Source organism: Thiomicrorhabdus sp. Kp2, assembly GCF_000478585.1.
GTDB lineage: Bacteria > Pseudomonadota > Gammaproteobacteria > Thiomicrospirales > Thiomicrospiraceae > Thiomicrorhabdus.
Map to the genome: position 1 here is coordinate 1099192 of NZ_ARWI01000001.1, position 25990 is coordinate 1125181.

Sequence of the window (25990 nt, forward strand, 5' to 3'; positions counted from 1 at the left end):
AATTTTCTCCAAATTTGAGATTAACTCTTACATATACGAAAGTGCAGGCCTGGTAATTTACCTGACCTACAAATTAGGATGAGGATTTTAGAGACCTAAAGTCAATAAGTCAAGCATTAACTACTTGAATTTATTTAACTTAGGCTTCAACACCTTCATTCTCAATTACATTTTCAACAACTGCATCTTCAACTTCTTCAATAACTTCAGAACTATCTGTAGTCATGAATGCTTGAAGTTCATTCATTGATTTTTCTGCCGCTTCTTTTCTAGCTTGGTGATAGGCAAAACCTGTACCCGCTGGAATTAAACGACCTACAATAACATTTTCTTTCAAACCAACTAAAGTATCACGTTTACCGCTTACTGCGGCTTCGGTTAATACACGAGTTGTTTCTTGGAAAGATGCTGCCGAGATAAATGATTCAGTTGCAAGTGAAGCTTTAGTAATACCAAGAAGAACACGTTCATAACTTGCTTCTACTTTACCTTCTTCACGGGCTTTTTCATTTAACTCTAATACATTTGAATACTCAGCTTGCTCACCTTTAATTAGGCCAGTATCACCAGAGTTTTTTACTTCTACTTTTCTTAACATCTGACGAACAATCGTTTCGATGTGTTTGTCATTGATTTTTACACCCTGCAGACGATATACATCTTGCACTTCGTCAACAATGTATTCTGCTAATTTTTCAATACCTAGTAGACGAAGGATATCATGCGGATTTGGGTTACCGTCAACTACGATATCACCACGTTCTACACGCTCACCTTCAAATACAGAAACTGTACGCCATTTAGGAATAAGTGCTTCGTATTGCTCACCACTATCTTGAGTGATAACTAAACGTTGTTTACCTTTAGTTTCTTTACCGAAACCAACCACACCAGATACTTCTGCCATAATTGAAGGTTCTTTAGGTTGACGTGCTTCAAACAAGTCAGCAACACGAGGTAGACCCCCTGTAATATCCTTGTTTTTAGAAGACGCTTGTGGAATACGCGCTAGTACGTCACCCGCCCCAACTTTACCACCTTCTTGAACAACAACAATTCCGTTCTCAGGAAGGTAGTAAGTTGCAGGCGTCTGAGTACCAGTAAAGCAAACAGACTCTCCAGCCGCATCAACAATAGCGATATATGGACGTGTTTCTTTAACAGATGACATACGTTCTTTGGCATCTTTAACAACGTGAGTTGTTAAACCTGTCAATTCATCGATACGCTCTTCAACAGTCCCTTCAAAGTTACCAAAGGCAATATTACCTTCAACTTCAGTAATTACTGGGTGAGTATGTGGATCCCATTGAGCAAGAATTTCACCCGATGCGATCTTACCGCCATCAGCCACATTTAGCGTTGTACCATAAGCAATTTTATAACGCTCTTGTTCACGGCCAGACTCATCACTTACCGAAACCTCACCTGAACGAGAGGTAACGATTAACTGTTTATCAGAGTTTTTAATGGCTTTTAAGTTATCCCACTTAACTGTACCTGAGTGCTTAACTTCAATTTGGCTTTGTGCAGCAGAACCTGAAGCGGTACCACCAATGTGGAAGGTACGCATAGTTAACTGTGTACCTGGCTCACCGATTGACTGTGCCGCCATAACACCTACTGCTTCACCCATATTAACAAGGTGACCACGTGCAAGATCACGACCATAACAGTGCTTACAGATACCAAACTTGGTTTCACACGTCATTGGTGAACGAACATTAACATGATCCACACCACTTTCATCAATTAAAGACGCTAGCTTCTCATCAATTAATTGACCTTTAGCGACAATAACATCACCAGATTTCGTTACAACCTCTTGACTAGTAATACGACCTAAAACTCTATCTTTTAGAGATTCGATAATATCACCACCTTCAACGTGAGCCGTCATGCGAATACCAGCTTCAGTACCACAATCTTCTTCTGTAACAACCACATCTTGTGCAACATCAACTAGACGACGTGTTAGGTAACCAGAGTTTGCCGTCTTAAGTGCCGTATCAGCCAAACCTTTACGTGCACCGTGAGTTGAGATGAAGTACTGAAGTACGTTTAGACCTTCACGGAAGTTAGCCGTAATCGGCGTCTCGATGATAGAACCATCAGGTTTTGCCATAAGACCACGCATACCACCTAACTGACGCATCTGAGCAACCGATCCACGAGCTCCAGAATCTGCCATCATATAAACTGAGTTAAATGATGTTTGCTGTACTTCGTTACCCTCTTTATCAACTACTGTTTCAAACTGTAGTTCATCCATCATAGACTTAGTGACAAGTTCGTTAGTGTGCGACCAGATATCAACCACTTTGTTGTAACGCTCACCTTCCGTCACAAGACCTTGCGCAAACTGTCCTTGAATCTCTTCAACCTGAGCTTCTGCACGATCAATAATACCTGCTTTTGAATCAGGGATTAACATATCATCTGAACAGAAAGAAAGACCTGCTAAAGTTGACCATTTAAAACCTGCGTACATTAATTGGTCAGCAAAAATAACAGTTTCTTTAGGCCCTAATACACGGTAACAAGAGTTTAATACTGTACTGATATTCTTCTTAGTTAGGTTTAAGTTAAGCAAATCGTAACTTAGTCCTTTTGGAAGGATTCTAGACAATAATGCACGACCAGCTGTTGTATCAACGATACGACTTGAAACGGTTTCAACACCTTCATCGTCAATAACCGTCTCGACAATACGTAATTTAATCTTAGTATGTAAATGAACCGTTTTAGCGTCGATTGCGCGCTGAACTTCTTGCCAATTAGAGAAAGCCTTACCTTCACCAATCGAGTTAATACGCTCACGAGTGATGTAATACAAACCTAATACAACATCCTGCGAAGGAACAATGATTGGATCACCGTTAGCAGGAGATAGTAAGTTGTTTGTAGACATCATTAAAGTACGAGCTTCTAGCTGCGCTTCTAGTGACAATGGCACGTGTACCGCCATTTGGTCACCATCGAAGTCGGCGTTAAATGCAGAACATACTAATGGGTGTAGGTTAATTGCTTTACCTTCGATTAACACTGGTTCAAACGCTTGAATACCAAGACGGTGAAGTGTCGGAGCACGGTTAAGAAGAACTGGATGCTCGCGGATTACTTCATCCAACACATCCCATACTTCTGGCAACCCTTGCTCAACCATTTTCTTAGCCGCTTTAATAGTTGGAGCTAAACCACGTTTTTGTAACTTACTAAAGATAAATGGCTTGAATAACTCCAGCGCCATTTTCTTAGGAAGACCACATTGATGTAGACGCAGTGAAGGACCAACAACAATTACTGAACGGCCAGAATAGTCAACACGCTTACCAAGTAAGTTTTGACGGAAACGACCTTGCTTACCTTTAATCATATCAGCTAAAGATTTAAGCTGACGTTTGTTAGTACCAGTTACTGCACGACCACGACGACCGTTATCTAATAGAGAGTCAACAGATTCCTGTAACATACGTTTTTCGTTACGTACGATAATATCTGGTGCCATCAAATCTAATAGACGCTTTAGACGGTTGTTACGGTTAATAACACGACGATATAAATCGTTTAAGTCAGATGTCGCAAAACGGCCACCATCAAGAGGAACTAATGGACGTAACTCAGGTGGCAGTACTGGAAGTACATCTAAAATCATCCACTCTGGCTTGTTACCAGACTGTAGGAAAGATTCAATTAACTTCAAACGTTTAGAAATTTTCTTCTGCTTCGTTTCAGAGTTAGTACTGTCGATTTCGACACGTAGACGCTCGGCTTCACCATCTAAATCGATAGCTTGTAGCATTTTCTTGATCGCTTCAGCACCCATTTGAGCTTCAAACTCATCACCATGCTCATCCATTGCATCTAGGTATTCTTCTTCAGTTAATAACTGCCAAGGCTCTAATGGAGTAAGACCTGGGTCAACAACCATAAACGCTTCAAAATAAAGAACCGCTTCAATTTCCTTTAATGTCATATCCAACATTAAACCGATACGTGAAGGCAGCGACTTAAGGAACCAAATATGTGCTACCGAAGTGGCTAGGTCAATATGACCCATACGCTCACGACGAACTTTAGATTGAGTTACCTCAACACCACATTTTTCACAGATAACACCACGGTGCTTTAAACGCTTGTATTTACCACACAAACATTCGAAGTCACGAATAGGGCCAAAGATTTTTGCACAGAACAAGCCATCACGTTCAGGCTTGAACGTGCGGTAGTTGATAGTTTCTGGCTTCTTAACTTCGCCGTAAGACCAAGAGCGAATTTTCTCTGGTGAAGCAAGTGTTACTCTAATCGCATCAAAATCACTTGATACATTTTGTTTTTTTAGAAATCCTAATAAATCTTTCATTTAGTCTTGCTCCAACTCAATATCAATACCTAAAGCACGAATCTCTTTACGTAATACGCTAAACGATTCTGGCATACCAGGTTCCATGTATTCATTACCATCCACAATGTTTTTATACATTCTGGTACGACCGTTCAAGTCATCAGACTTAACTGTTAGCATTTCTTGAAGTGTAAATGCAGCACCGTAAGCTTCTAATGCCCACACCTCCATCTCACCGAAACGCTGTCCACCGAACTGTGCTTTACCACCTAATGGCTGCTGAGTTACAAGGCTATATGGACCCGTTGAACGAGCGTGCATCTTATCGTCAACCAAGTGGTTAAGTTTTAGATAGTACATGTAACCAACTGTTACAGGACGATCAAACTCTTCACCAGTTAAACCATCAAACAGTTTCATCTGACCAGATTCAGGTAAATCAGCCAATCTTAATAGAGCTTTAATCTGATCTTCAGAAGCACCATCAAATACAGCAGATGCTAGCGGCACACCCTTCTTCAAGTTATGTGCTAATTCGATGATCTCATCATCGCTAAACTCTGTAAAATCAACAGACTGCCCTTCAGTTTCGTTATAGATCTTATTTAGGAATCCACGAATTTCTACAATATCAGCCTGCTGTGCAAGCATCGCATTAATCTTAGTACCCAGGCCTTCAGCCGCTAAACCAAGGTGAACTTCTAATATCTGACCAACGTTCATACGTGATGGTACACCTAGCGGGTTAAGACAAATATCTACAGGGCGACCTGTTTCATCGTAAGGCATATCTTCAACAGGACAAATACGTGAGATAACACCTTTGTTCCCGTGACGACCCGCCATCTTATCACCAGGCTGAATACGACGCTTAATCGCAACATACACCTTAACCATTTTAGAAACACCAGGTGCTAAATCATCACCTTGAGTCAGCTTCTTGCGCTTCTCTTCAAACATTTCATTAAATGTTTTACGACTCTCTTTTAGCTGTGCTTCAAGCATTTCTAACTGGTGCATTACATCAGCATCGTCTACATTAAGTGAGAACCATCTTGAAGACTCAACACCCTCTAGATAAGCCGCATCTACCTTAGTACCATCTACAAGCTTCTTACCTTCAAGCATTGTTTTAATACGACCTAAAGTATCCGCTTCAAGAATAATGTATTGCTCATCAATATCTTTGCGAACCTTAGCTAACTCTTCTTCCTGAATTGCTAAAGCACGTGAATCTTTTTGAATTCCTTCACGAGTAAAGACCTGAACATCAATTACAGTACCTTCAATACCTTTAGTTACACGTAAAGAAGTGTCTTTAACATCTGATGCTTTTTCACCAAAGATAGCACGTAATAATTTCTCCTCTGGTGTTAACTGAGTTTCACCCTTAGGAGTAACTTTACCAACAAGAATATCACCCTGTTTTACTTCAGCACCGACATGCACAATACCGCAATCGTCTAAACGAGCTAGAGCCGATTCACCTACGTTTGGAATATCCGCTGTTATCTCTTCAGGCCCAAGCTTAGTATCTCGCGCTAAACACGTTAATTCTTCAATATGAATTGTTGTATAACGGTCTTCCTGAACAACACGCTCAGAAACCAGGATTGAATCCTCAAAGTTATAACCATTCCAAGGCATGAATGCGATACGCATGTTCTGACCAAGTGCTAGTTCACCTAAATCGGTAGAAGGACCATCAGCCATAACGTCACCACGAACAACTGTATCACCCGCTTTTACAATCGGTTTTTGGTTAATACAGGTGTTTTGGTTTGAACGCTGATATTTAACTAGGTTATAGATATCAACACCAGATTCACCCTCTTTGATCTCGTCAGCATTTACACGGACAACAATACGAGCTGCGTCTGAAGAAAGAACCTCACCACCACGGTCTGCAACAACCGTTACACCAGAGTCAATGGCAACAGTCTTTTCAATCCCTGTTCCAACTAACGGCTTGTCAGCACGAAGCGTTGGAACAGCCTGACGTTGCATGTTGGCACCCATAAGTGCACGGTTAGCATCATCGTGTTCTAGGAATGGAATAAGTGAAGCTGCAACAGATACGATCTGCTTAGGCGATACATCCATATAATTGATATCAGCCGAAGAAGCTAATGTAAATTCATTTTGATGACGAGCTGAAACTAAGTTATCTAAAAACTTACCTGATTCGTCAACGTTTGCACTTGCCTGGGCAATAACAAACTGGGCTTCATCAATTGCAGATACATATTCCACTTCATCAGTCACCTGACCATCAACGACTTTACGGTAAGGTGTTTCTAAAAAACCATACTCATTCGTCTTAGCATAGATAGCTAAGGTGTTGATAAGACCGATATTTGGCCCCTCAGGGGTTTCAATTGGGCATACTCGACCGTAGTGAGTAGGGTGAACATCACGCACCTCAAAACCTGCACGCTCACGAGTAAGACCGCCTGGCCCAAGCGCTGAGACACGACGTTTGTGAGTTACTTCAGATAATGGGTTAACCTGATCCATAAACTGTGATAACTGAGACGAACCAAAGAACTCTTTAATTGCAGCGGAAACAGGTTTAGCATTGATTAAATCTTGTGGCAATAAACCATCCGTTTCAGCTTGGTTTAGACGCTCCTTAACAGCACGTTCTACACGCACAAGACCAACACGGAAAGCGTTTTCAGCCATTTCACCAACGGCACGAATACGACGATTTCCTAGAGTATCAATATCATCAACCGTGCTCAGACCGTTACGAATATTGACTAGCTCACGTAATACATCAATAACATCTTCTTTTTCAAGAACCACATTACCTTCATTAGACTTTCGGCCTAAACGACGGTTTAGCTTCATACGACCAACTGACGATAAGTCATAACGTGCATCATCAAAGAACAAACTGTTAAACAATGCTTCTGAAGATTCTTTTGTCGGTGGCTCACCAGGACGCATCATACGATAAATTTCAATCTGAGCTTCTAACTGAGAAGTGGTAGTATCCAAATTTAATGTATCTGAAATGTATGGACCATTTTCTAATTCATCAATATATAGAATTTTGATTTCACACTTATTAATGTGAGAAATTTTTTCAATAAGTTCAGCTGTTAGCACTTCGTTTGTACGCGCAACTAATTCGCCTGATTCTTTGTCAACCACACCTGACGCTAAGACCTTACCTAATAGGTAATCAGCTGAAACATTGACTGATTTAATACCTGCATCATTGATCTGCTTAACAGTACGTGCTGTGATTTTCTTACCAGTTTCTACAATAAGTTTGCCATCATGTTCAACATCAAAAACTGCTGTTTGACCTTTAAGCTGTTCAGCAATCAGCTGAAGCTCAAAACCTTTTTTAGTAATCTTTACTGTATTTGAATCTAAGAAACTCGCTAGGATATCTTCGTTTGAGTACCCCATTGCTCTCAATAATACAGAAACAGGTAGTTTACGACGACGGTCAATACGAGTGAATAAGCAATCATTGTGATCAAACTCAAAATCTAACCATGAACCACGGTAAGGGATAATACGAGCATTAAATAACAACTTACCTGAAGAGTGCGATTTACCTTTATCATTGTCGAAGATAACGCCAGGTGAACGGTGAAGCTGAGTAACAATTACACGCTCAGTTCCGTTAATAACGAAAGTACCGTTATCCGTCATTAAAGGAATATCACCTAGGTAAACCTCTTGCTCTTTAACATCCTTAACAGGACGCTTACCTGCAGGAGCATCTTTATCAAACAAAACGAGACGCATCTTAACGCGTAACGGTGCCGCATAAGTCACACCACGTTGCTTACACTCTTTTACATCAAACTCAGGCTGCCCCATGTGATAACTAACATATTCAAGATCAGCAGTACCAGCAACACCGTGAATTGGGAAAACAGAAGCGAATGCAGAATGCAGCCCAACAGAAGCACGTTCAGCAGGCTTTTTTTCCATTTGTAAAAAATCGTGAAAAGATCCTTTTTGCAAAGAAAGCAAATAAGGGACTTCAAGAATAGATGGGCGAGTTGCAAAATCCTTACGAACTCGTTTCTTCTCAGTTAAAGAATAGGTCATCGTTTACCTCGACGATAAGATTGTCAGTAGAGTGAAATTCATTTCACCCAGTAATGCATAAAACTGTGGTAGCTCGATAAAATATCTAGCACACTTTTACACACTTTAAAAACACGAAAAGGCCGACGCAAAAACGCCAGCCAATTCATGCTGTGGATCAGCTATAAAAGTTAAATTACTTAACTTCTACTTCGATACCAGCTTCTTTAAGTTCAGCAGCTAAAGCATCAGCTTCTTCTTTAGAAACACCTTCTTTCAAAGTGAAAGGAGCGCTTTCTACAGCTTCTTTAGCTTCTTTAAGACCTAGACCAGTTGCTCCACGAACCGCTTTGATTGCTGCAACTTTGTTAGCGCCAGCGCCAGTAAGTACAACATCAAATTCAGTTTGCGCTTCAGCACCAGCACCAGCGTCACCAGCAGGACCTGAAGCAACCATAGCTGCTGCAGATACACCAAACTTCTCTTCCATTGCAGAAACTAATTCTACAACTTCCATTACAGACATAGCTGCAACTGCTTCTAAAATATCATTTTGTGATACAGACATTTGAAATCTCCAAATATTTAATAGGGTTAAACGATTTAACGCTTAGTAAAAATTTAAGCTGCTTCCGCTTCTTTTTGTTCTTTAACTGCTGCAAGGGCACGAGCCAACTTAGCAACAGGTTCTTTCATAACAAATAGAAGTTTCGCAACAGCTTCATCGTAAGTAGGTAGAGCAGCAACGGTTGCTAATTGACTAGCATCCATTACACCTTCACCAATAGATAATGAATTAACAACTAGTGCATTATTATCTTTGGCGAAATCCTTAAAAACACGTGCGGCATTACCTAGCTCTTCACCAGACCATGCAAACACTAACGGACCTGTAAAAGTATCCGCCATGTCTTCAAATTTAGTGCCAGCTACCGCACGACGTGCAAGCGTGTTTTTAACAACACGAACTTGTACATTTGCCGCACGTGCTTTAGCACGTAACTGGGTCATTTGCTCTACAGTCAAACCACGATATTCAGCTGTAACCATTGAACCTGCTTCTGCAACAACGGCAGATACTTCTTCAACGACTAGCTTTTTATCTTCGATATTGAGTGCCATATAACCTCCAAAACAGTTCAATGCATCGAACATTGAACTCTTCCATCTACGCAGGCTTAAATCTATTAAGAGTGTATGTTCTACACCCGCCTACGGTCTGCGATGAGCGCTCACTTTTAACCCATTAGGAATAAAGGAGACCCGATTCGCAAATAATGCCTGCACCAAATCAATTGGCGCAAACATCATTATAGTGTTGACTGATCAACTACCAGGCCTGGACCCATTGTAGAAGAGATAGTCACTTTCTTAACATATACACCTTTAGCAGAAGCTGGCTTAGCTTTTACTAGGTCTTCCATTAAGGCATTTAAATTTTCTTTAAGCTTGTCAGCTTCAAAAGATACAGTACCGATAGAAGCATGGATAATACCTGCTTTATCTGCACGGAAACGAACTTGACCTGCTTTAGCATTGTTGATTGCACCAACCACATCAGGTGTTACCGTACCCGTTTTAGGGTTAGGCATAAGACCACGTGGACCTAAAACCTGACCTAGCATACCAACCACACGCATAGCATCTGGAGAGGCAATTACAACGTCAAAATCCATCATGCCTTTTTTGATTTCATCCGCAAGCTCTTCCATACCTACGAAATCAGCACCTGCCTCTTTTGCAGCAGCCTGGTTAGCTTCACCAGTGAAAACAGCAACACGTACCGATTTACCAGTACCGTTAGGCATAACAGTTGCACCACGAACTACCTGGTCAGATTTACGAGGATCAATCCCTAAACGAATAGAAACATCTACAGACTCAACAAACTTAGAAGTTGCTAAATCTTTAACTAGGTTAATACCTTCGATTAGGTCATAAGATGCATTACGATCAACGCGCTCTGCAAAAACTTTTTGTTTTTTAGTCAGTTTAGCCATCTTATTAACCCTCTACCACTAGACCCATACTACGAGCAGAACCCGCAATAATGTTAACTGCAGCGTCTAAATCATTAGCATTTAGATCAGCCATTTTTGTGTTAGCAATTTCTTCTAACTGTGCACGTGTAACCGTACCTACTTTATTTACGTTAGGAACTGCAGAACCTGACTTAATACCAGCTGCTTTTTTCAATAAAATTGACGCAGGAGGAGTCTTAGTAATGAACGTGAAACTTTTATCACTGTAAACAGTAATAACAACAGGAATAGGCATCTTAGCTTCTAGACTTTGAGTCTGAGCATTGAACGCTTTACAGAATTCCATAATGTTAACACCATGCTGACCTAGAGCAGGACCAACTGGAGGACTAGGGTTTGCAGCACCAGCAGGTACTTGCAACTTAATATAGGCTTGAATCTTCTTAGCCATGATTTTCTCCTATTTGGGTAGTAACGCCTTTCAGCTCCCCATTTTTAAAAAATATTAAATTTTTTCTACTTGAGTAAACTCAAGCTCAACTGGAGTTGAACGTCCAAATATTAATACTGAAACTTGTAATTTATTTTTGTCATAATCGACGCCTTCGATAACCGCTTCAAAATCTTTGAACGGACCATCAACAACACGAACCATTTCACCTGGCTCATAAATAACCTTAGGACGTGGCTTATCGATACTGGTTTCAACTCGCTGAAGAATTCTATCTACTTCTTTTTGAGAGATTGGCGCTGGACGATCACTTGTTCCACCAATGAACCCCATAACCTGAGGAACACTTTTTACCAAGTGCCATGACTCTTCTGTCATTTCCATTTGCACTAAAACATAGCCTGGAAAGAACTTACGCTCACTTGTACGTTTTTTTCCATCACGAATCTCAACCACTTCTTCCGAAGGAACTAAGATTTCACCAAATAAATCTTCTAAACCAGCACGCTCAACATACTCTGTTAGCGCTTTTTTTACTTTATTCTCATAACCTGAATACGCATGAACGACATACCATCTTTGAGCCATCTTAACCACCTTGTCCTGTTAATAGTTTAACTGCCCATAAAAAGAACATATCAACCAACCACAAAAAGATACCCATTAAAATAACAACCACAAAGACAATCAATGTCATCTGTACTGTTTCAGGACGCGTAGGCCAAACCACCTGACGCACTTCTCTCTTAGCAAGAGATAGGTATTGAAACCAGTTTTTTCCAACAGACGTTTGATACAGAATAAAAATCGATACAGCCGCTCCAGCAACCACACCTAATACACGAACTACTGGGTGCATTTCTTGAAACATGTAATAACCAACTAAAGAACCCACCAACACCAGTAAAGATAAAACCATCTTTGCGGTATCGAGCGAACTTGAGTTACTTTGACTTTCTAATTCTTTACTCATATATATCTATCAGCTAAATTAAAAACGACCCGCATTTAAATTAAATGCAGGTCGTTAGGAATATGGCAGGGGTAGAGAGATTCGAACTCCCAACACCCGGATTTGGAATCCGGTGCTCTACCAATTGGAGCTATACCCCTGGAGTGTTTTCACAAAAAAAGGGGATTATATACCCCTTTTTCTGCTATAGCAAGCGCTATTTGAAACTAAAATTAGTCAATAATTTTAGCAACAACACCTGCACCAACTGTACGTCCACCTTCACGGATGGCAAAACGTAAACCTTCTGACATCGCGATTGGGTTGATTAAAGTAACAGTCATTTGTACGTTATCACCTGGCATAACCATTTCTGTTCCTGCTGGTAATTCACATGCACCTGTTACGTCCGTTGTACGGAAGTAAAACTGTGGACGGTATCCGTTGAAGAATGGAGTGTGACGTCCACCTTCGTCTTTACCTAAAACATAGACTTCAGCTTCGAACTTAGTATGTGGTTTTACAGTCCCTTTGTGTGCTAGAACTTGTCCACGTTCGATATCTTCACGTTTAGTACCACGTAAAAGAATACCTACGTTGTCACCCGCTTCACCTTGGTCAAGCAGTTTACGGAACATTTCTACACCTGTAACTGTCGTTGTTTGAGTATCGCGAATACCAACGATTTCGATCTCTTCACCTACTTTTACAACACCTGTTTCTACACGACCAGTGGCTACTGTTCCACGACCTTGGATTGAGAAGATGTCTTCTACAGGCATTAGGAATGGCTTGTCTGTTTCACGTACTGGATCTGGGATGTAAGCATCTAGAGCGTCTACTAGACGTCCGATAGCTGGTGCTCCGATTTCTGACTGGTCATCAGCAATGGCTAGTGTTGCTGAACCAACGATAACTGGAGTGTCATCACCTGGGAATTCGTACATGTCTAGAAGTTCACGAACTTCCATCTCTACGAGTTCCATTAGCTCTTCGTCATCAACCATATCGGCTTTGTTTAGGAATACTACGATGTATGGTACACCTACCTGACGTGATAGAAGGATGTGCTCACGTGTTTGTGGCATTGGTCCGTCTGCTGCTGAACATACTAGGATTGCGCCATCCATCTGTGCCGCACCTGTGATCATGTTTTTAACATAGTCGGCGTGACCTGGGCAGTCTACGTGTGCGTAGTGACGTGTATCTGATTCATATTCAACGTGTGACGTTGAAATCGTGATACCACGATCTCTTTCTTCTGGTGCGTTGTCAATCGATGCGAAATCTTTGATGTCTCCACCGAATTTTTTACCTTGTACGATTGTTAATGCCGCCGTTAGAGTTGTTTTACCATGGTCAACGTGACCGATAGTCCCAACGTTTACGTGTAGCTTCGCGCGTTCAAATTTTTCTTTTGCCATGATGCAAACTCCGTTATAGCGACTTATGTACAAGACATAACGACACCAAAAATAAAAAAACTGGAGCTCTCATCCAGGATCGAACTGGAGACCTCATCCTTACCATGGATGCGCTCTACCTACTGAGCTATGAGAGCAAATTAAAAAGGCCCTCTCCATCAACTTGATTTAACAAATTAACAAAGAGAGCCTTTGAAATATGGAGCGGGTAAGGAGAATCGAACTCCTCTCATCGGCTTGGAAGGCCGAGGTAATAGCCAATATACGATACCCGCAAAACTGGTGGAGGGTGGTGGATTCGAACCACCGAAGGCTGAGCCAGCAGATTTACAGTCTGCCCCCTTTGGCCGCTCGGGAAACCCTCCAAATTGTGAGTGCGTATTCTATAGAAATATTAGAACCTGTCAACACTAAATTTAAATAATTTTAAATTTAAATATTGAGTGAGTCGCACTGCACTGCCAATAACCATAAATCAAATTGGAAATAAATATTATCAATCAATAAGTTAATTGTAAACAGCGGATTCTTGCTGGTTTAAAACTTTCTTTATTTATGACAAAAAATTATTGCTAAAAACACCTCTTGCAGCCTAAGTTCTATAAAATAACATTCCATTTAATTTCAATTTTTGGCTACAAATGACTCCACCCAATGTAATGCAAACGAATTGCCAACTCAAAAACCTTACTATCCTCTATCAAGATGAGTACATGGTGGCCATTCATAAACCAGCAGGCCTGTTAGTTCACCGTTCTCCCATTGATAAACATGAAACTCAATTTGCGGTTCAAATTACCCGTGATTTAATAGACAGGAAAGTGTTTCCCATACATAGATTGGATAAAGCCACCTCTGGCCTATTAATTTTTGCACTCGACTCAATTACAGCTCGCAGTCTTAGCGACCAGTTCATGAACCACACAATCAGTAAAACCTATCAGGCTATTTGTAGAGGCTGGGTGGATGAAAGTGGTTATATTGACCACGCTCTTAAATATAAAGTTGATAAAGTGGCTGAAAAGCTCAAACGTGAACAACTTGAACCTAAATCTGCACAAACGGCTTACCAATGCTTATCCAAAACAACCATTGACCATCCTATCGGTCGTTACAAGCAACAGCGTTACTCATTAGTCGAACTCAAACCCAAAACTGGGCGTAAACACCAATTACGTCGTCATATGAACCATATTATCCATCCTATTATTGGTGATGTAAGATACGGTGATAGACACCACAATCATTTTTTTAATGAATGGCTTTGCCAACATCGCCTTTACTTAGCGGCCACAAAACTCGAATTTATACACCCCCACACCTCGGAACCGATTACGATTGAAGCGCCACTTGAAGATAGCTTTAGCTATGCAATAGAAAAGTTAAATTTCTAACTTACCAGGCCTGGTAAGATAAATAACCTAAGAATCAAACAACAAACTAAACCAAAGACAATTTTATGAACAGCCTTAGCGATTGGAATGCACTATTAAAATATGACCAACAACATATCTGGCACCCTTATGCCAAATTACCTAACCCTATCGCAGCCATTGGCGTTAAAAAAACCCAAGGTTCTATCATTACCCTAGCCGATGATCGTGAAGTGGTAGATGGCATGTCATCTTGGTGGGCCGCTTTGCATGGCTATAACCACCCAAAAATTCAACAAGCGATGCATCAACAAATCGACACCATGCCACATATTATGTTTGGTGGTCTCACTCATAAACCCGCTATCGAACTCGCTAAACGTCTCGTTGAGCTATCCCCAACTGGCCTAGATAAAGTATTTTTTGTCGATTCAGGCTCTGTGGCGATGGAAGTAGCGATTAAAATGGCAATGCAATATTGGATTAGTTTAGCCAGGCCTGGTAAAAACAGACTACTCACCGTTAAAAATGGTTATCACGGCGACACCTTTGCCACCATGGCGATTTGCGACCCCGTTAATGGTATGCACAGCTTATTTAGTGAACTGCTGCCTAAACACTTCTTTGCCCCTGCTCCGCAAATGGGTTTTGACCTCGACTCAAACAACCAAGACATTGCCGAGCTTAGAGACATACTCACTGAACACCACAATGAAATCGCTGCCGTAACCATCGAACCAATTGTACAAGGCGCTGGAGGCATGCGATTTTATCGTCCCGACTATCTAAAACAAGTCCGAGAGCTTTGCAATGAGTTTGATGTTTTACTCATCGCTGATGAAATCGCCACAGGTTTTGGACGTACAGGAAAACTGTTCGCTTGTGAATGGGCGGACATTTCACCCGACATCATGACATTGGGCAAAACTTTAACGGGTGGCCACATTACTCTTGCCGCTACCCTAGCTACTAGCAAAATCAGTGAAACCATTAGCCAAGGAAAACCTGGCATCTTGGCTCACGGCCCAACTTACATGGCTAATCCACTCGCCTGTAGAGCAGCCATTGCCAATATTGATGTGTTACTCGCCTCACCCTGGGAGGACAATATTCAACGTATTGAAACCCACTTTAATGAAACACTTTTACCACTACAAAACAGCGAAGGGGTAAATGATGTGCGTGTTCTGGGTGCGATAGGCGTGATTGAACTAGAAAGTGCTGACTTAGGCGCAGAAATTCAAGCCGCTGCTTTAGAAAATAAGATTTGGATAAGACCCTTTGGCCAACTTATTTACACCATGCCAGCCTACAATATTCCACAAAATCAATTACAGACTTTAACTGATGGGATAATCAACGCCATTCATAAGGTTTTAGAGGAAAATAAGTGAATCGAGCTAAAAAGCTCGCATTTTCCTAAATACAGATTAAAATCAAAATTTTGATGCAGTGCAAACATCTATTTGGACGAGCGAAGCTTAACTATTTTGACACAACAGAAATCCTATTATTTCTGCTATGTCTACTCTAATCTGGAGAGACCACTTGGAACACTTTAATGAGTTTATTGACCTGCTTAAATCTTTAATTCGCCAGCCGAGTGTAGTAGGCGCAGAGCACGCTTTTTTTAGGGTGTTACAGCGTGAGTTAGAAGAACGTGGTGCTAAAGTCACCTGGTATGAAGGTGTGTTAGTGGCACAAGGTAATGACCCAGAAAGTTCTATGTTTTCTAGCCACATTGACCGCCACGGTTTAATTTGTACTGGCCCTAATGAATTTCAGTTTGCCGCGTTTATTACTGGAAAGGTCGGCACTCTGTTTGATAACTCAATCAGTGATGAGCTCAAACTCACATTAATGAACCGTTTTGACCAAACGCCCGTTTTAGCCTATGAACCCTGGTCAGGGGCCTATCGTGGTAAAGGCATTATTGATAACGCCTATATTTGTGAATTTCGTAATAACTTAATTTTTGAAGTTGAAGGCTTAGAGCATGTGGTCGCGGGTACACCCGTTGGTTTCTTAGATAAACTAAAGTTTGAAGATGGCCTGCTTTCTGGTCAGCTCGATAATGTATTGACCGCGGCCGTGTTAGTACACTTATTTAGCCTTGGCTACCAAGGTACGGCTTTCTTTACCGCTGAAGAGGAGTGCGGTGGTAGCTGGCGTTATCTTTTAGAATGGTTTCGTCGTTTTGGTAACTCAACCAACGAGTTGTATGTTTTAGATACTAGCCCGTACAAAAACCGTGAAGAAGCTGATAAACAACATATTGTTCTACGTAATCGAGATGAGCATGCTGAATTTAATATTGAAACCACGCAAACGATTGTACAACACTGCACTCAGCTAGGCATTCCATTTAGCTTTAAAGACCAGTATATTGAAAAACTGAACCAAGACTCTGGCTTAACAGGACAAAAACCGCAAGGGTTAGGACGAACAGAATTGGGCAGAATTACCGCAAACTCTCAAGGCTTAGTGCACGGAACCACCATTCAGATTCCAACCACGGGTTATCACACCATGAACGAAACCGCCTCATTAGATTCCGTACAATCTTTTATGCGCTTAATCATGCAAATTGCGAACATTCAAACCGATGATAATACAAATATCTCTGCCTAAAGACTTACCAGGCCTGCCCTCGCGGGAGTGGTAACGGCCTTTAAAAACAGAATCAAAATCCGTAATCTACCAATATTAAAACCATTTTCGCCATTTAAATATCACTAATTGCGTAACAATTAATACCACAAGACCAATCACAAAATAACGAAAAGCTTCAGGGTTTTCAGAGCCAGGAATCCCGCCCACATTAATACCTAACAGGCCTGTTAAAAAACCTAATGGCAAAAAGATAGCGGTAATCACTGAAAGCACATACATACGATTGTTCAGCTCTTCAGAAATACGGTTTTGTAGCTCCTCTTGAGCCACCGCCGCGCGCTCCCGTAACATCTCTAGCTCTTCTAAAGTACGCGTAATGCGGTCAACAACCTCTCTTAAAAGAATTCGATCGTTTTGAGTTAACCATTCAATCTTTTCAATGGAAAAACGCATTAAGGCTTCTTTTTGTGGTCCGATATATCGGCGTAAATAGATTACCTGTCGACGAATAGAACTCAGCTCTAGCCTTAAAGCCATACGCCCTTCATCAATAACTTTGCCCTCAAGCTCAGACATACTTTCATCAAAGTCATTAACCACGTCACCAATTTTCCACACCATTCGGTCAGCAATTTCTATCAATAACTCACCCACTGTTTTTGGCCCACGGCCTTTTTCAAGCAGATGCACAACCTCATTAACAGCCATTAAATCGCGTTTTAAGGTTGAAATCACACGACCATTTTCTTGCCATAAGCGAATAGCAACCATGTCTTCTGGGTCAGCGGTTGGGTTGAGATTCACCCCTCGCCAAGCCATTAAGACTCCAGCATCAAGCAAACTAAACCTAGGACGTGATTCATTACTCAATAAGGTTTCAGCAACGGCAATATCCAAATTGCTATCGTGAAACAACCACTCTTTTACCTCATAAACAGAGTAATCAAGATGAACCCAAAGCTCTCCTTTACTTTGATTCCATGCCTTAACTTCAGTCCAATTTAAGCGTTTAGCGCCCCCTTGACCATCTAAAAGTAATCCATGAATTAATCCAGCCGACATAAAATTTCCTTACATTAGATACAAAAAAGCCCATACTGAAATATGGGCTTTCACTCACTAAACCAAAGTTACCAGGCCTTTAACCCCCCTAGCGGGATGTAACAATATTAAATTAAGCTTCAATAATCTCATATGAATGCGTCATTTCAGCCGTTTTTTCTAACATTTTAGAGACTGAACAGTATTTATCTGCTGACAACTCAACCGCACGAGCTACTTTCTTCTCATTTAAGTCCGTACCCATCACTTTAAAATGTAGATTAATTTTAGTGTAAACCGCAGGAATGCCATCCGCACGTTCATAAGTAATTTCCATCTGGCAATCTTTAACAGCTTGCTTACCTTTTTCTAGCATCATAATAACATCAATACCAGAACAGCCACCCAAACCCATTAATAAAAGCTCCATAGGACGCGAACCACGATCTTCGCCACCCACCTCTTTAGAGGCATCCATCATGACTTTGTGCCCTGTGGATGATGTTGCTTCAAAGGCCTTTCCGCCTTGCCAATTAACCAGAATAGACATTCTTAACTCCTATGTGACTAAAAATATGTGATTAAAGTGCTTCGGTTTCTGGATCAAAAATATCCTCAACCACAACAATCTTAGGTTTAGGATAATAATTGAACTCAGTAGCAGACGCAATGGTATAAGCCCCCATCTGCTTACCTACTAAGATATCACCTATTTCCAGTTCTGGTAGTTCAATATCTTCCGCAATGACATCAATACTATCACAGGTTGGGCCTGCCAAGACACTCGGCAAAAATTCACCTGTCGCATCAAATGGCTTTAATGGCGCAATAGGGTAAGAGGCGTGGTCAAACATTTGTCCACTAAATCCACCATATACACCATCGTCCATGTAATACCAAGTTCTAGCGCCACGCTTGGCTTTACCCACCACCGAAATGACTTCAATCATAGCTGGCGCAGAGATGAAACGCCCAGGCTCTGCAAAGACCTCAACACCCTCAGGCAAATCTGCAAGCGCTTCAACCACTGGCGCACAGAAATCGGCAATCGGTAACACATCTTCTTGGTAAGAAACTGGGAAACTGCCGCCAATATCTAAGAACTTCCATTTAACGCTATTCATTACCTTCATTGCCGCAATACTTGAACGAACAGCATTAACCTGCATCATTGGAGAAAGCGATTGCGAACCTACGTGAAAAGAGAGTCCAACCACTTCAATGCCATTTTGCTGAGCAAGTTCAACAATGACAGGAAGCTCCTCTAATGCACAACCAAACTTACGTGATAAATCAACCACCGCTTGCTGACTACGGAAGCTCACACGAATAATCAGTTCTACCTGACCTGCGTATGGAATAAACTTCTTTAACTCTTCTAGGTTATCAACCACAAAACGGTTACAGCCAAATTCAAGTGCACGTTTAATCTCTTTGTCTTTTTTGATTGGGTGCGTATGAATGCATTGGTCACCCTTAATTCCAAGCGATTCAACCAATTCCACTTCACCAATCGTTGCTAAATCAAAAAAGCTACCTAACGACTTTAAGCGTTTGATCAACTCAGGGTGTGATAACGATTTTAACGCATAAAACAACTTAACCCCAGGTAGAGCGGCTTGTAGAGACTTGAATTGATAATCCACCTCTTCCAAATCCAACACCATAAATGGCGTTTCATGCTTGGCAACGAGCTCTTCTAAACTTGCACGGTCAAACTGTTCAAGTACATCAGGGTGGGATTGCTCCGCAAAGGTTTCTACAAATTGTTGAGTTTGCTGATCCATTATTTTAAGGCTTCCATTACATATTGCGGCAACGCAAAACTTCCTTTATGCACCGCAGGAGTATAAAAACGTGTTGAAAGATTAGCGGCTTTATAACGAGCTTCAATGGTCTCCAACGACACATTTTTTAGGGCTAAGTTGTCGGTTGCCCAGGCAAATGTCATAATCCCACCAACATAGGTTGGCACCGCACCACTGTAAAAGCTGGCTTCAGCAAACAGCGGAGATAAACGATTAAACGTTGTTGTGACCTCTTCGGTTTGCATAAAGCTCACCCCGTTTTGCGCCACAAACACACCATCTTCGTTCAAACAATTTTTAATACCTTGATAGAAACGTGACGTAAATAAGACTTCACCTGGCCCCATAGGGTCGGTTGAATCAGAGATAATTACATCAAACTTCTCTGTGCATTCATTCACAAAATCAACACCATCAGCAATCACAATATTGGCTTTAGGATTGTTATATGCTCCTGCTGAATGATTAGGCAGATATTGCACACACATATCAATAACCTGCTGGTCTATTTCTACTTGCGTGACCGATTCAACATTCTGATGCTTTAAAACTTCACGCAGAATACCGCCATCACCGCCACCAATAATCAGTACTTTCTTAGCCGTACCATGCGCTAACATTGGCACGTGAACCATCATTTCGTGATAAACAAACTCATCTTTCTCTGTGGTTTGAATAACCCCATCCAACGCCATTACCGTGCCCCATTGACCGTTATTAAAAATAACAAGGTGCTGGTGACCTGTATCGACTTCAAACAACACTTCATCCATAACGAACTGTTGTCCCCAAGTTGGGTATAGCGTTTCTAAGTAATTCTTTTTCATGCGATAGCCAATTCATTTTGGACGACTTCACCACGTAGAATTGTGTCAACTTTCACCTCTGTTGGTGTAAAAGCCGCTTTTAACACATCAATCGCTTTTTCTGGCTCAGCATCACCACACATAAACACATCAAATGCCGCATAATTGCGTTCAGGCCATGAGTGAACACTAATGTGAGATTCAGCTAATACTGCCACACCCGAGATACCGCCATTAGGCGTAAAGTGGTGTAAATGAATATGCAATAAAGTCGCCTTAGCTTTTTCAACCGCTTCTCTTAAAGCCGCTTCCATCACTTTAAGATTATCAAGCTCAGTCGCACCCCATAAATCAATAATAAGGTGAGTACCTGCGTAGGTTTTTCCGTTACGGCAAATAAAATGGTCTTGTGTTTGATCTTCAACAGCTTGATCGTGAGTCGGCCAAGAATCATCAATAACAGTTGTTTTTTCAATTACTTCAAAGTGGTCGTTAGCCGTGACCAATACGTTTTCTGAATTTGGCATTTTTAGAGTACCTTATAAAACACCCGAACAAGGCCGTTGCGGATGAATGATTAATAGTAGTCCCACAAACAAAGGCTAGTTTGCGAACCCCAACCACGTAGCTTTACCTACGTGAGGTGTTAACCATTTTTCTTTCTGTTGCCTTCGACCAGCTTAAAAATCAAACACGAAGGTTTCTGTGTGAAAAAGGAAAGCGTATTATTCGCCTTTTTTTCAAAAAAGCAAGCACTTTTTTACCACAAAATACACATTGTTTTAATAGTGCCATCCTATTGATATAAAAGAAAATATCCAAACTTTATAAAAACATTATTTTGTCGTTTTTTTATTGCTCAAAAAATAAAACAGGCGCATAATTCCCTCCCCTTTTTTTGAGTGATGCCAACTTGAACTTTTCACCAGTACAAATCAATGCGCTTTTAGATAACCTTGTAGAAAAAGGTTGGTATGAATGGCCAAACGCCATTGCCGATTCTACCTGTGAATTATTGCTTGCTGAAATTGAAACCTATGATGAACTCGGAGTTCTACAAAGCGCAGGAATTGGACGTGGCGAGCAACACCAACTCAATAACAGTGTACGACGCGACGAAATTAAATGGCTAGATGGTCGTTCCGAGTCACAGATTCAATATTTTGAAGCGATGAGAACACTGCAAACGGAAATGAATCGTGCTCTGTTTTTAGGTCTTTTTGAATACGAATGTCACTATGCACTTTATCCAGAAGGTGGTTTTTATAAAACTCACCGTGACAGCTTTAAGGGTCAAGCCAACCGCATGGTGACTACCGTGTTGTATTTAAATCCTAATTGGCAAGATGATTGGGGTGGTGAGTTGGTTTTATATGACGATTTTGAAACACTACAACTTGCCAAAATCAAACCAGAGATGGGCAAAATGGTGATTTTTATGAGTGAGCAAATCCCCCACGAAGTGCTGCCCACTAAACAACCAAGAGCGAGTGTAGCGGGTTGGTTCCGTTTGAATACTTCTACAGCAGTTACGATTGACCCACCGCTTTAGCTTTAATGGTGAATGTTGAATGTTGAATTTAACCACGAAGGCACGAAGACACGAAGGTTTCAGGGCTTAAAGACTTGATGAAAAATTAACGCTACTTAAGACATAACGTTTACTTTTATTAGACAAAAAGTCATAAGCCTCTATTTATTAACTCTAATAATCTATAACAAAAGACAACAGATGCTAGATTCTCAAATACATTAATTACTTCTCTTGTTCATTTCTTCGTGCCTTCGTGTCTTCGTGGTTAATACTTTTTTATCTAGCCTACAATAGGCTTAGATCATTTAACTAATGGTTAACCACACCAAAGATACCTAATAAACTCATCACCACTTCAGCCACAATCAGCCAGATAATAATCCATTCTAAAAAAGAGCTGTGCTTGTGGTTGTATAAATCCATCATCATGCCAATGTCTTCTTTTAGGGTATTAAGTTTATAACTCACCACTTCAAAACGGTCGTTTAATTCTAATGCTTCGGCCAGGCGGTTATATAAGCGCTCGTAATTCTCGTTATCCCAAAGCACATTTGGTTTATCCAATAACCGTAAATCTAAAACCATGTCGTGTCTTAACAAACTAATCTCTTCAGCGTAGTCAGCAAACTTATGGCGTTTCATCCAGGTTAAGCGACCTGCATCATTGAGCATGTCGCGCCCTTTACTAAAGTAATGACTTACCTTATTTTCAAAACGCTCCAGACCAACACTTTGAGAAACCACCAAAGCCACAATCATAAGTGGCCACAAACTGAATTCTTTTAAGGTAATTAAATCATTTGAGACGGATGAACCTTGATTCACTTCACTGTCTTCCATAATCAAATAATCTTGATGCAGAACACTCTGTTCAAAATGTTCTGCATTTTGAATACCCAATAAAGAGAGGGCTTCGGTGATTTGTTGACGTGGCCAGTTCACAAAAGTTAATACCGAAAATTCGGTAAAAAACAGATACCGATTGTTTTCTAACTCTGCGTAATAGCAGGCTTCGATACCTTTTTGCAGTTGAATTTTGAGCAAGCTTGCAATTTGTAAACGTGACAAAACAACGGGCATATTAATCGAAATTAAAGTAACAGATTGAGCAGACATAAGCTTCCTACATTCAATGAGGATATTGAACAAAAACTGTCTATGGGAGGGATTCTTGAGACAAAAAAAGCCTGGCAAAAACAAATTTACCAGGCCTGGTGATTTTATAATAAAAAATTAAAATTCCATACTTTTATTTACAGCAAATAACGATTATTTATACGAACAACTCCGCCAGTTTTTCACCCGGGTTTTCAGCTCGCATAAAGGTCTCGCCAACTAAAAAACTGTTTACATGATGTTCACGCATCCTTGCTACATCTTCCTTGGTTAAAATACCGCTTTCGGTAATCACAATTCGATCATCTGGAATTTTATCTAACATACGAATCGTCGTCTCTAAAGAGACATCAAAATTGTGTAAATCACGGTTATTAATCCCAATCATTGGCAATGGTAAGCGTAAGGCACGCTCTAGTTCTTCTTCATTATGTACTTCTATCAATACATCCATACCTAACGTTAAGGCGGTTTGTGTGAGTTCATACATTTGGGCATCACCTATCGCCGCTGCAATCAACAGAATACAATCTGCACCAATTACTCGTGCTTCATAGACTTGGTAATCATCGACAATAAAATCTTTACGAATAATCGGTAAATCTACCGCTTCACGCACTTGCTGAAGATACTCATTAGACCCTTGAAAAAAGTCTTTATCGGTTAATACCGACAAACAAGCTGCGCCGTGTGCTTGATAGCTTTTGGCAATTTCAACTGGGTCAAACGGATCGCGTAAAATGCCTTTGCTTGGTGAGGCTTTTTTGATTTCGGCAATCACGGCTGATTTTCCCGCGTCCAACTTAGCTTGCATCGCATCAGCAAACCCTTTAGTGGGTGTGGTGGCCGCCATCATCGCTTTTTGTTTCATTTCCCTTAATGGTATGCGCTCGCAACCTTCTTGAATCTCTTCAAGCTTACGAAAAATAATTTTTTTCAAAATGGTTGGTGTACCACTCATAAAGATTTCCTTTGTATCGTGTTATATCTGTTCATATAACGTCTTTCTATTATTCTTTTTTAGGTTGTTTTGTCTCTAGACCCATTCTTTGTTTGAAGCTTCAGGTACTCGCCATAGAAAGAAAAGTAGAATGACTGCAAGACCAATTAACATGCCTTGCAACCACAACTTACCCATCAATACTGCAATCGATATTGAGAACATAATCACAATTACCCAAGTCGCTCTAATCTTGGTGATTCTGAGCATGGTATGCTCACGTTCCCAACGCTGTAAATCTTGACCTATCCAGCGATTATTTAGCAAAGCCTGGTGAAACCGAGGGGAACTTTTGGCAAAACAGCCCGCCGCTAAAATCATAAAGGGCGTGGTAGGTAATATCGGCAAAAGCACTCCTACCAGGCCTGTAATAAAGAAAACAATACCAAAAAGAAGATACATTTGACGTTTAACAATATGCATCATGTTATTTTAATCCAACCAGGCCTGGTAATGGTATTAGGTCTTTTGAAATGACTGTGTTTTTTCAATGAACTGATTAAGTTTTGCTTGCGCCAAACCATCAGCAATGACCTTGCGAGCTAAAGCCACGCCATCGGCATAACTTTCTGCCAGGCCTGCCACATATAAAGAAGCACCCGCATTCAAACAAACAATATCTTTGGCGGCTGAATCATTATTGGCAAATACTGCGCGAATAATATTCAAACTGTCTTGCGCGGAATCGACGGATAAATCATCTAGGTTGGCATGATCCATATCATGCTCCGAGGGGTCAATCTCCCATTCAGTCACCTCTCCGTGCTTTAACTCCGCTACATAGGTTTTACTGGCAATACTAATTTCATCTAGACCATCTGCCGCATGAACCACCATAACGTGATTAGAGCCTAAACGCTGCAACACCTTGGCAAATAATACCGTAAGCACTTTATCGTAAACACCAACCACCTGAAATGGCGCGCCAGCAGGATTAGTCAAAGGGCCAAGCATATTAAAGATAGTGCGCACACCAAGTTCACGTCGTGCGCCAATCACGTGTTTCATAGCACTATGATGCGCTTGTGCAAACATAAAACCTACGCCAGTTTGATTGATACACTCCGCCACTTGTTCAGGGTTCAAAGTTAAATCAACACCCGCTGCTTCAAGCACGTCTGCACTGCCTGACTTACTTGAGATGGAACGGTTACCGTGTTTGGCTACCGTACCACCCGCCGCGGCCACCACAAAAGCACTGGCGGTAGAGATATTAAAGGTATTTGCGCCATCGCCTCCAGTTCCACAGGTATCAACGAGTTTAGATTTATCGTCTAAACGCACGGGCGTGGCCAAGCTACGCATGACTTGAACGGCAGCGGTAATCTCTTCCAGTGATTCCCCCTTCATTCTTAGCGCGGTCAAAATCGCACCGATTTGAGCTGGTGTTGCATTGCCAGACATCAGTTTATGCATAACAGATTCCATCTGTTCACTACGTAAGTCCTGGTTCGCTAAAAGTTGTTCTAATGCGGCTTTTAAATCCATA

At 41.0% G+C, this 25990-nt stretch carries 22 protein-coding genes and 4 tRNA genes; 4 read left to right on the forward strand and 22 right to left on the reverse strand.

Annotation, left to right across the window (positions count from 1 at the left end):
- Positions 1–139: 139 nt before the first annotated feature.
- The 13 genes from rpoC to A379_RS05375 form a co-directional block, all read right to left on the reverse strand.
- Positions 140–4363, reverse strand: coding sequence for a DNA-directed RNA polymerase subunit beta' (gene rpoC, locus A379_RS05315; protein ID WP_040726439.1), 4224 nt, complete (start codon positions 4361–4363; stop codon positions 140–142).
- A complete protein-coding gene (gene rpoB / locus A379_RS05320) occupies positions 4364–8422 on the reverse strand; it encodes a DNA-directed RNA polymerase subunit beta (protein WP_040726442.1) in 4059 nt (1352 codons plus the stop codon). It abuts the gene before it with no gap.
- A 175-nt stretch (positions 8423–8597) separates the two neighbouring features.
- Positions 8598–8969: a 50S ribosomal protein L7/L12 gene (gene rplL / locus A379_RS05325; protein ID WP_040726443.1), complete on the reverse strand. Its 372-nt coding sequence runs from the start codon at positions 8967–8969 to the stop codon at positions 8598–8600.
- 53 nt (positions 8970–9022) lie between these two features.
- Positions 9023–9523 (reverse strand): 50S ribosomal protein L10, encoded by a 501-nt coding sequence (rplJ, locus tag A379_RS05330; protein WP_040728708.1) that lies wholly within the window; start codon positions 9521–9523, stop codon positions 9023–9025.
- A 188-nt stretch (positions 9524–9711) separates the two neighbouring features.
- The gene (rplA, locus tag A379_RS05335; RefSeq protein WP_040726447.1) at positions 9712–10401 is read right to left on the reverse strand and encodes a 50S ribosomal protein L1; all 690 of its coding nucleotides are present in this window, start codon (positions 10399–10401) and stop codon (positions 9712–9714) included.
- A gap of 4 nt (positions 10402–10405) precedes the next feature.
- Positions 10406–10834: a 50S ribosomal protein L11 gene (gene rplK, locus A379_RS05340; protein WP_040726453.1), complete on the reverse strand. Its 429-nt coding sequence runs from the start codon at positions 10832–10834 to the stop codon at positions 10406–10408.
- A 54-nt stretch (positions 10835–10888) separates the two neighbouring features.
- Positions 10889–11422 carry a transcription termination/antitermination protein NusG gene (nusG, locus tag A379_RS05345; protein ID WP_040726454.1) on the reverse strand — a complete coding sequence of 178 codons (534 nt, stop codon included), beginning with the start codon at positions 11420–11422 and terminating at the stop codon, positions 10889–10891.
- Position 11423: 1 nt separating this feature from the next.
- Positions 11424–11807, reverse strand: a complete 384-nt coding sequence (gene secE, locus A379_RS05350) for a preprotein translocase subunit SecE (protein WP_040726457.1) — start codon at positions 11805–11807, stop codon at positions 11424–11426.
- A 63-nt stretch (positions 11808–11870) separates the two neighbouring features.
- A tRNA-Trp gene (locus tag A379_RS05355) sits at positions 11871–11947 on the reverse strand.
- A 72-nt stretch (positions 11948–12019) separates the two neighbouring features.
- Positions 12020–13210: an elongation factor Tu gene (gene tuf, locus A379_RS05360; protein WP_040726431.1), complete on the reverse strand. Its 1191-nt coding sequence runs from the start codon at positions 13208–13210 to the stop codon at positions 12020–12022.
- Positions 13211–13271: 61 nt separating this feature from the next.
- Positions 13272–13347: transfer RNA gene (locus A379_RS05365), tRNA-Thr, on the reverse strand.
- Between the two features lie 63 nt (positions 13348–13410).
- Positions 13411–13485: transfer RNA gene (locus A379_RS05370), tRNA-Gly, on the reverse strand.
- A gap of 5 nt (positions 13486–13490) precedes the next feature.
- A tRNA-Tyr gene (locus tag A379_RS05375) sits at positions 13491–13575 on the reverse strand.
- A gap of 276 nt (positions 13576–13851) precedes the next feature.
- Between A379_RS05375 and A379_RS05380 the strand changes: the two genes are divergently transcribed.
- The 3 genes from A379_RS05380 (at position 13852) to A379_RS05390 (ending at position 17214) form a co-directional block, all read left to right on the forward strand.
- A complete protein-coding gene (locus tag A379_RS05380) occupies positions 13852–14604 on the forward strand; it encodes a pseudouridine synthase (protein ID WP_232744818.1) in 753 nt (250 codons plus the stop codon).
- A gap of 65 nt (positions 14605–14669) precedes the next feature.
- Entirely contained in the window at positions 14670–15977 is a 1308-nt protein-coding gene (locus tag A379_RS05385; protein WP_040726463.1) for an adenosylmethionine--8-amino-7-oxononanoate transaminase, read from the forward strand.
- Positions 15978–16131: 154 nt separating this feature from the next.
- Positions 16132–17214: a peptidase M42 gene (locus A379_RS05390; RefSeq protein ID WP_232744819.1), complete on the forward strand. Its 1083-nt coding sequence runs from the start codon at positions 16132–16134 to the stop codon at positions 17212–17214.
- A gap of 75 nt (positions 17215–17289) precedes the next feature.
- On the opposite strand, the gene A379_RS05395 is transcribed toward A379_RS05390, so the two are convergent.
- The 5 genes from A379_RS05395 to speD all read right to left on the reverse strand — a co-directional run bounded on the left by A379_RS05395 (position 17290) and on the right by speD (position 21378).
- On the reverse strand, positions 17290–18258 hold the full coding sequence (locus A379_RS05395) for a zinc transporter ZntB (protein WP_040726465.1): 969 nt from the start codon (positions 18256–18258) through the stop codon (positions 17290–17292).
- A 112-nt stretch (positions 18259–18370) separates the two neighbouring features.
- Positions 18371–18787: an OsmC family protein gene (locus A379_RS05400; protein ID WP_040726466.1), complete on the reverse strand. Its 417-nt coding sequence runs from the start codon at positions 18785–18787 to the stop codon at positions 18371–18373.
- 31 nt (positions 18788–18818) lie between these two features.
- A complete protein-coding gene (locus A379_RS05405; protein WP_040726468.1) occupies positions 18819–20024 on the reverse strand; it encodes a type III PLP-dependent enzyme in 1206 nt (401 codons plus the stop codon).
- A complete protein-coding gene (gene speE / locus A379_RS05410) occupies positions 20024–20872 on the reverse strand; it encodes a polyamine aminopropyltransferase (protein WP_040726471.1) in 849 nt (282 codons plus the stop codon). The genes A379_RS05405 and speE overlap by 1 nt, the downstream gene beginning before the upstream one ends.
- The gene (gene speD / locus A379_RS05415) at positions 20869–21378 is read right to left on the reverse strand and encodes an adenosylmethionine decarboxylase (protein WP_040726477.1); all 510 of its coding nucleotides are present in this window, start codon (positions 21376–21378) and stop codon (positions 20869–20871) included. Before speD ends, speE begins: the two co-directional genes overlap by 4 nt.
- A 386-nt stretch (positions 21379–21764) precedes the next feature.
- Between speD and A379_RS05420 the strand changes: the two genes are divergently transcribed.
- Positions 21765–22403, forward strand: a complete 639-nt coding sequence (locus A379_RS05420) for a 2OG-Fe(II) oxygenase (RefSeq protein ID WP_040728713.1) — start codon at positions 21765–21767, stop codon at positions 22401–22403.
- Between the two features lie 291 nt (positions 22404–22694).
- Here the strand turns inward: A379_RS05420 and A379_RS05425 are convergent, their stop codons facing one another.
- The 4 genes from A379_RS05425 to trpD all read right to left on the reverse strand — a co-directional run bounded on the left by A379_RS05425 (position 22695) and on the right by trpD (position 25989).
- Entirely contained in the window at positions 22695–23501 is an 807-nt protein-coding gene (locus A379_RS05425; RefSeq protein WP_040726479.1) for an RMD1 family protein, read from the reverse strand.
- 157 nt (positions 23502–23658) lie between these two features.
- Positions 23659–24462 (reverse strand): indole-3-glycerol phosphate synthase TrpC, encoded by an 804-nt coding sequence (gene trpC / locus A379_RS05430; protein ID WP_040726480.1) that lies wholly within the window; start codon positions 24460–24462, stop codon positions 23659–23661.
- A gap of 75 nt (positions 24463–24537) precedes the next feature.
- Entirely contained in the window at positions 24538–24927 is a 390-nt protein-coding gene (locus A379_RS05435; protein WP_040726484.1) for a YbaN family protein, read from the reverse strand.
- A 33-nt stretch (positions 24928–24960) separates the two neighbouring features.
- Positions 24961–25989: an anthranilate phosphoribosyltransferase gene (trpD, locus tag A379_RS05440; RefSeq protein ID WP_040726487.1), complete on the reverse strand. Its 1029-nt coding sequence runs from the start codon at positions 25987–25989 to the stop codon at positions 24961–24963.
- Position 25990 lies beyond the last annotated feature (1 nt).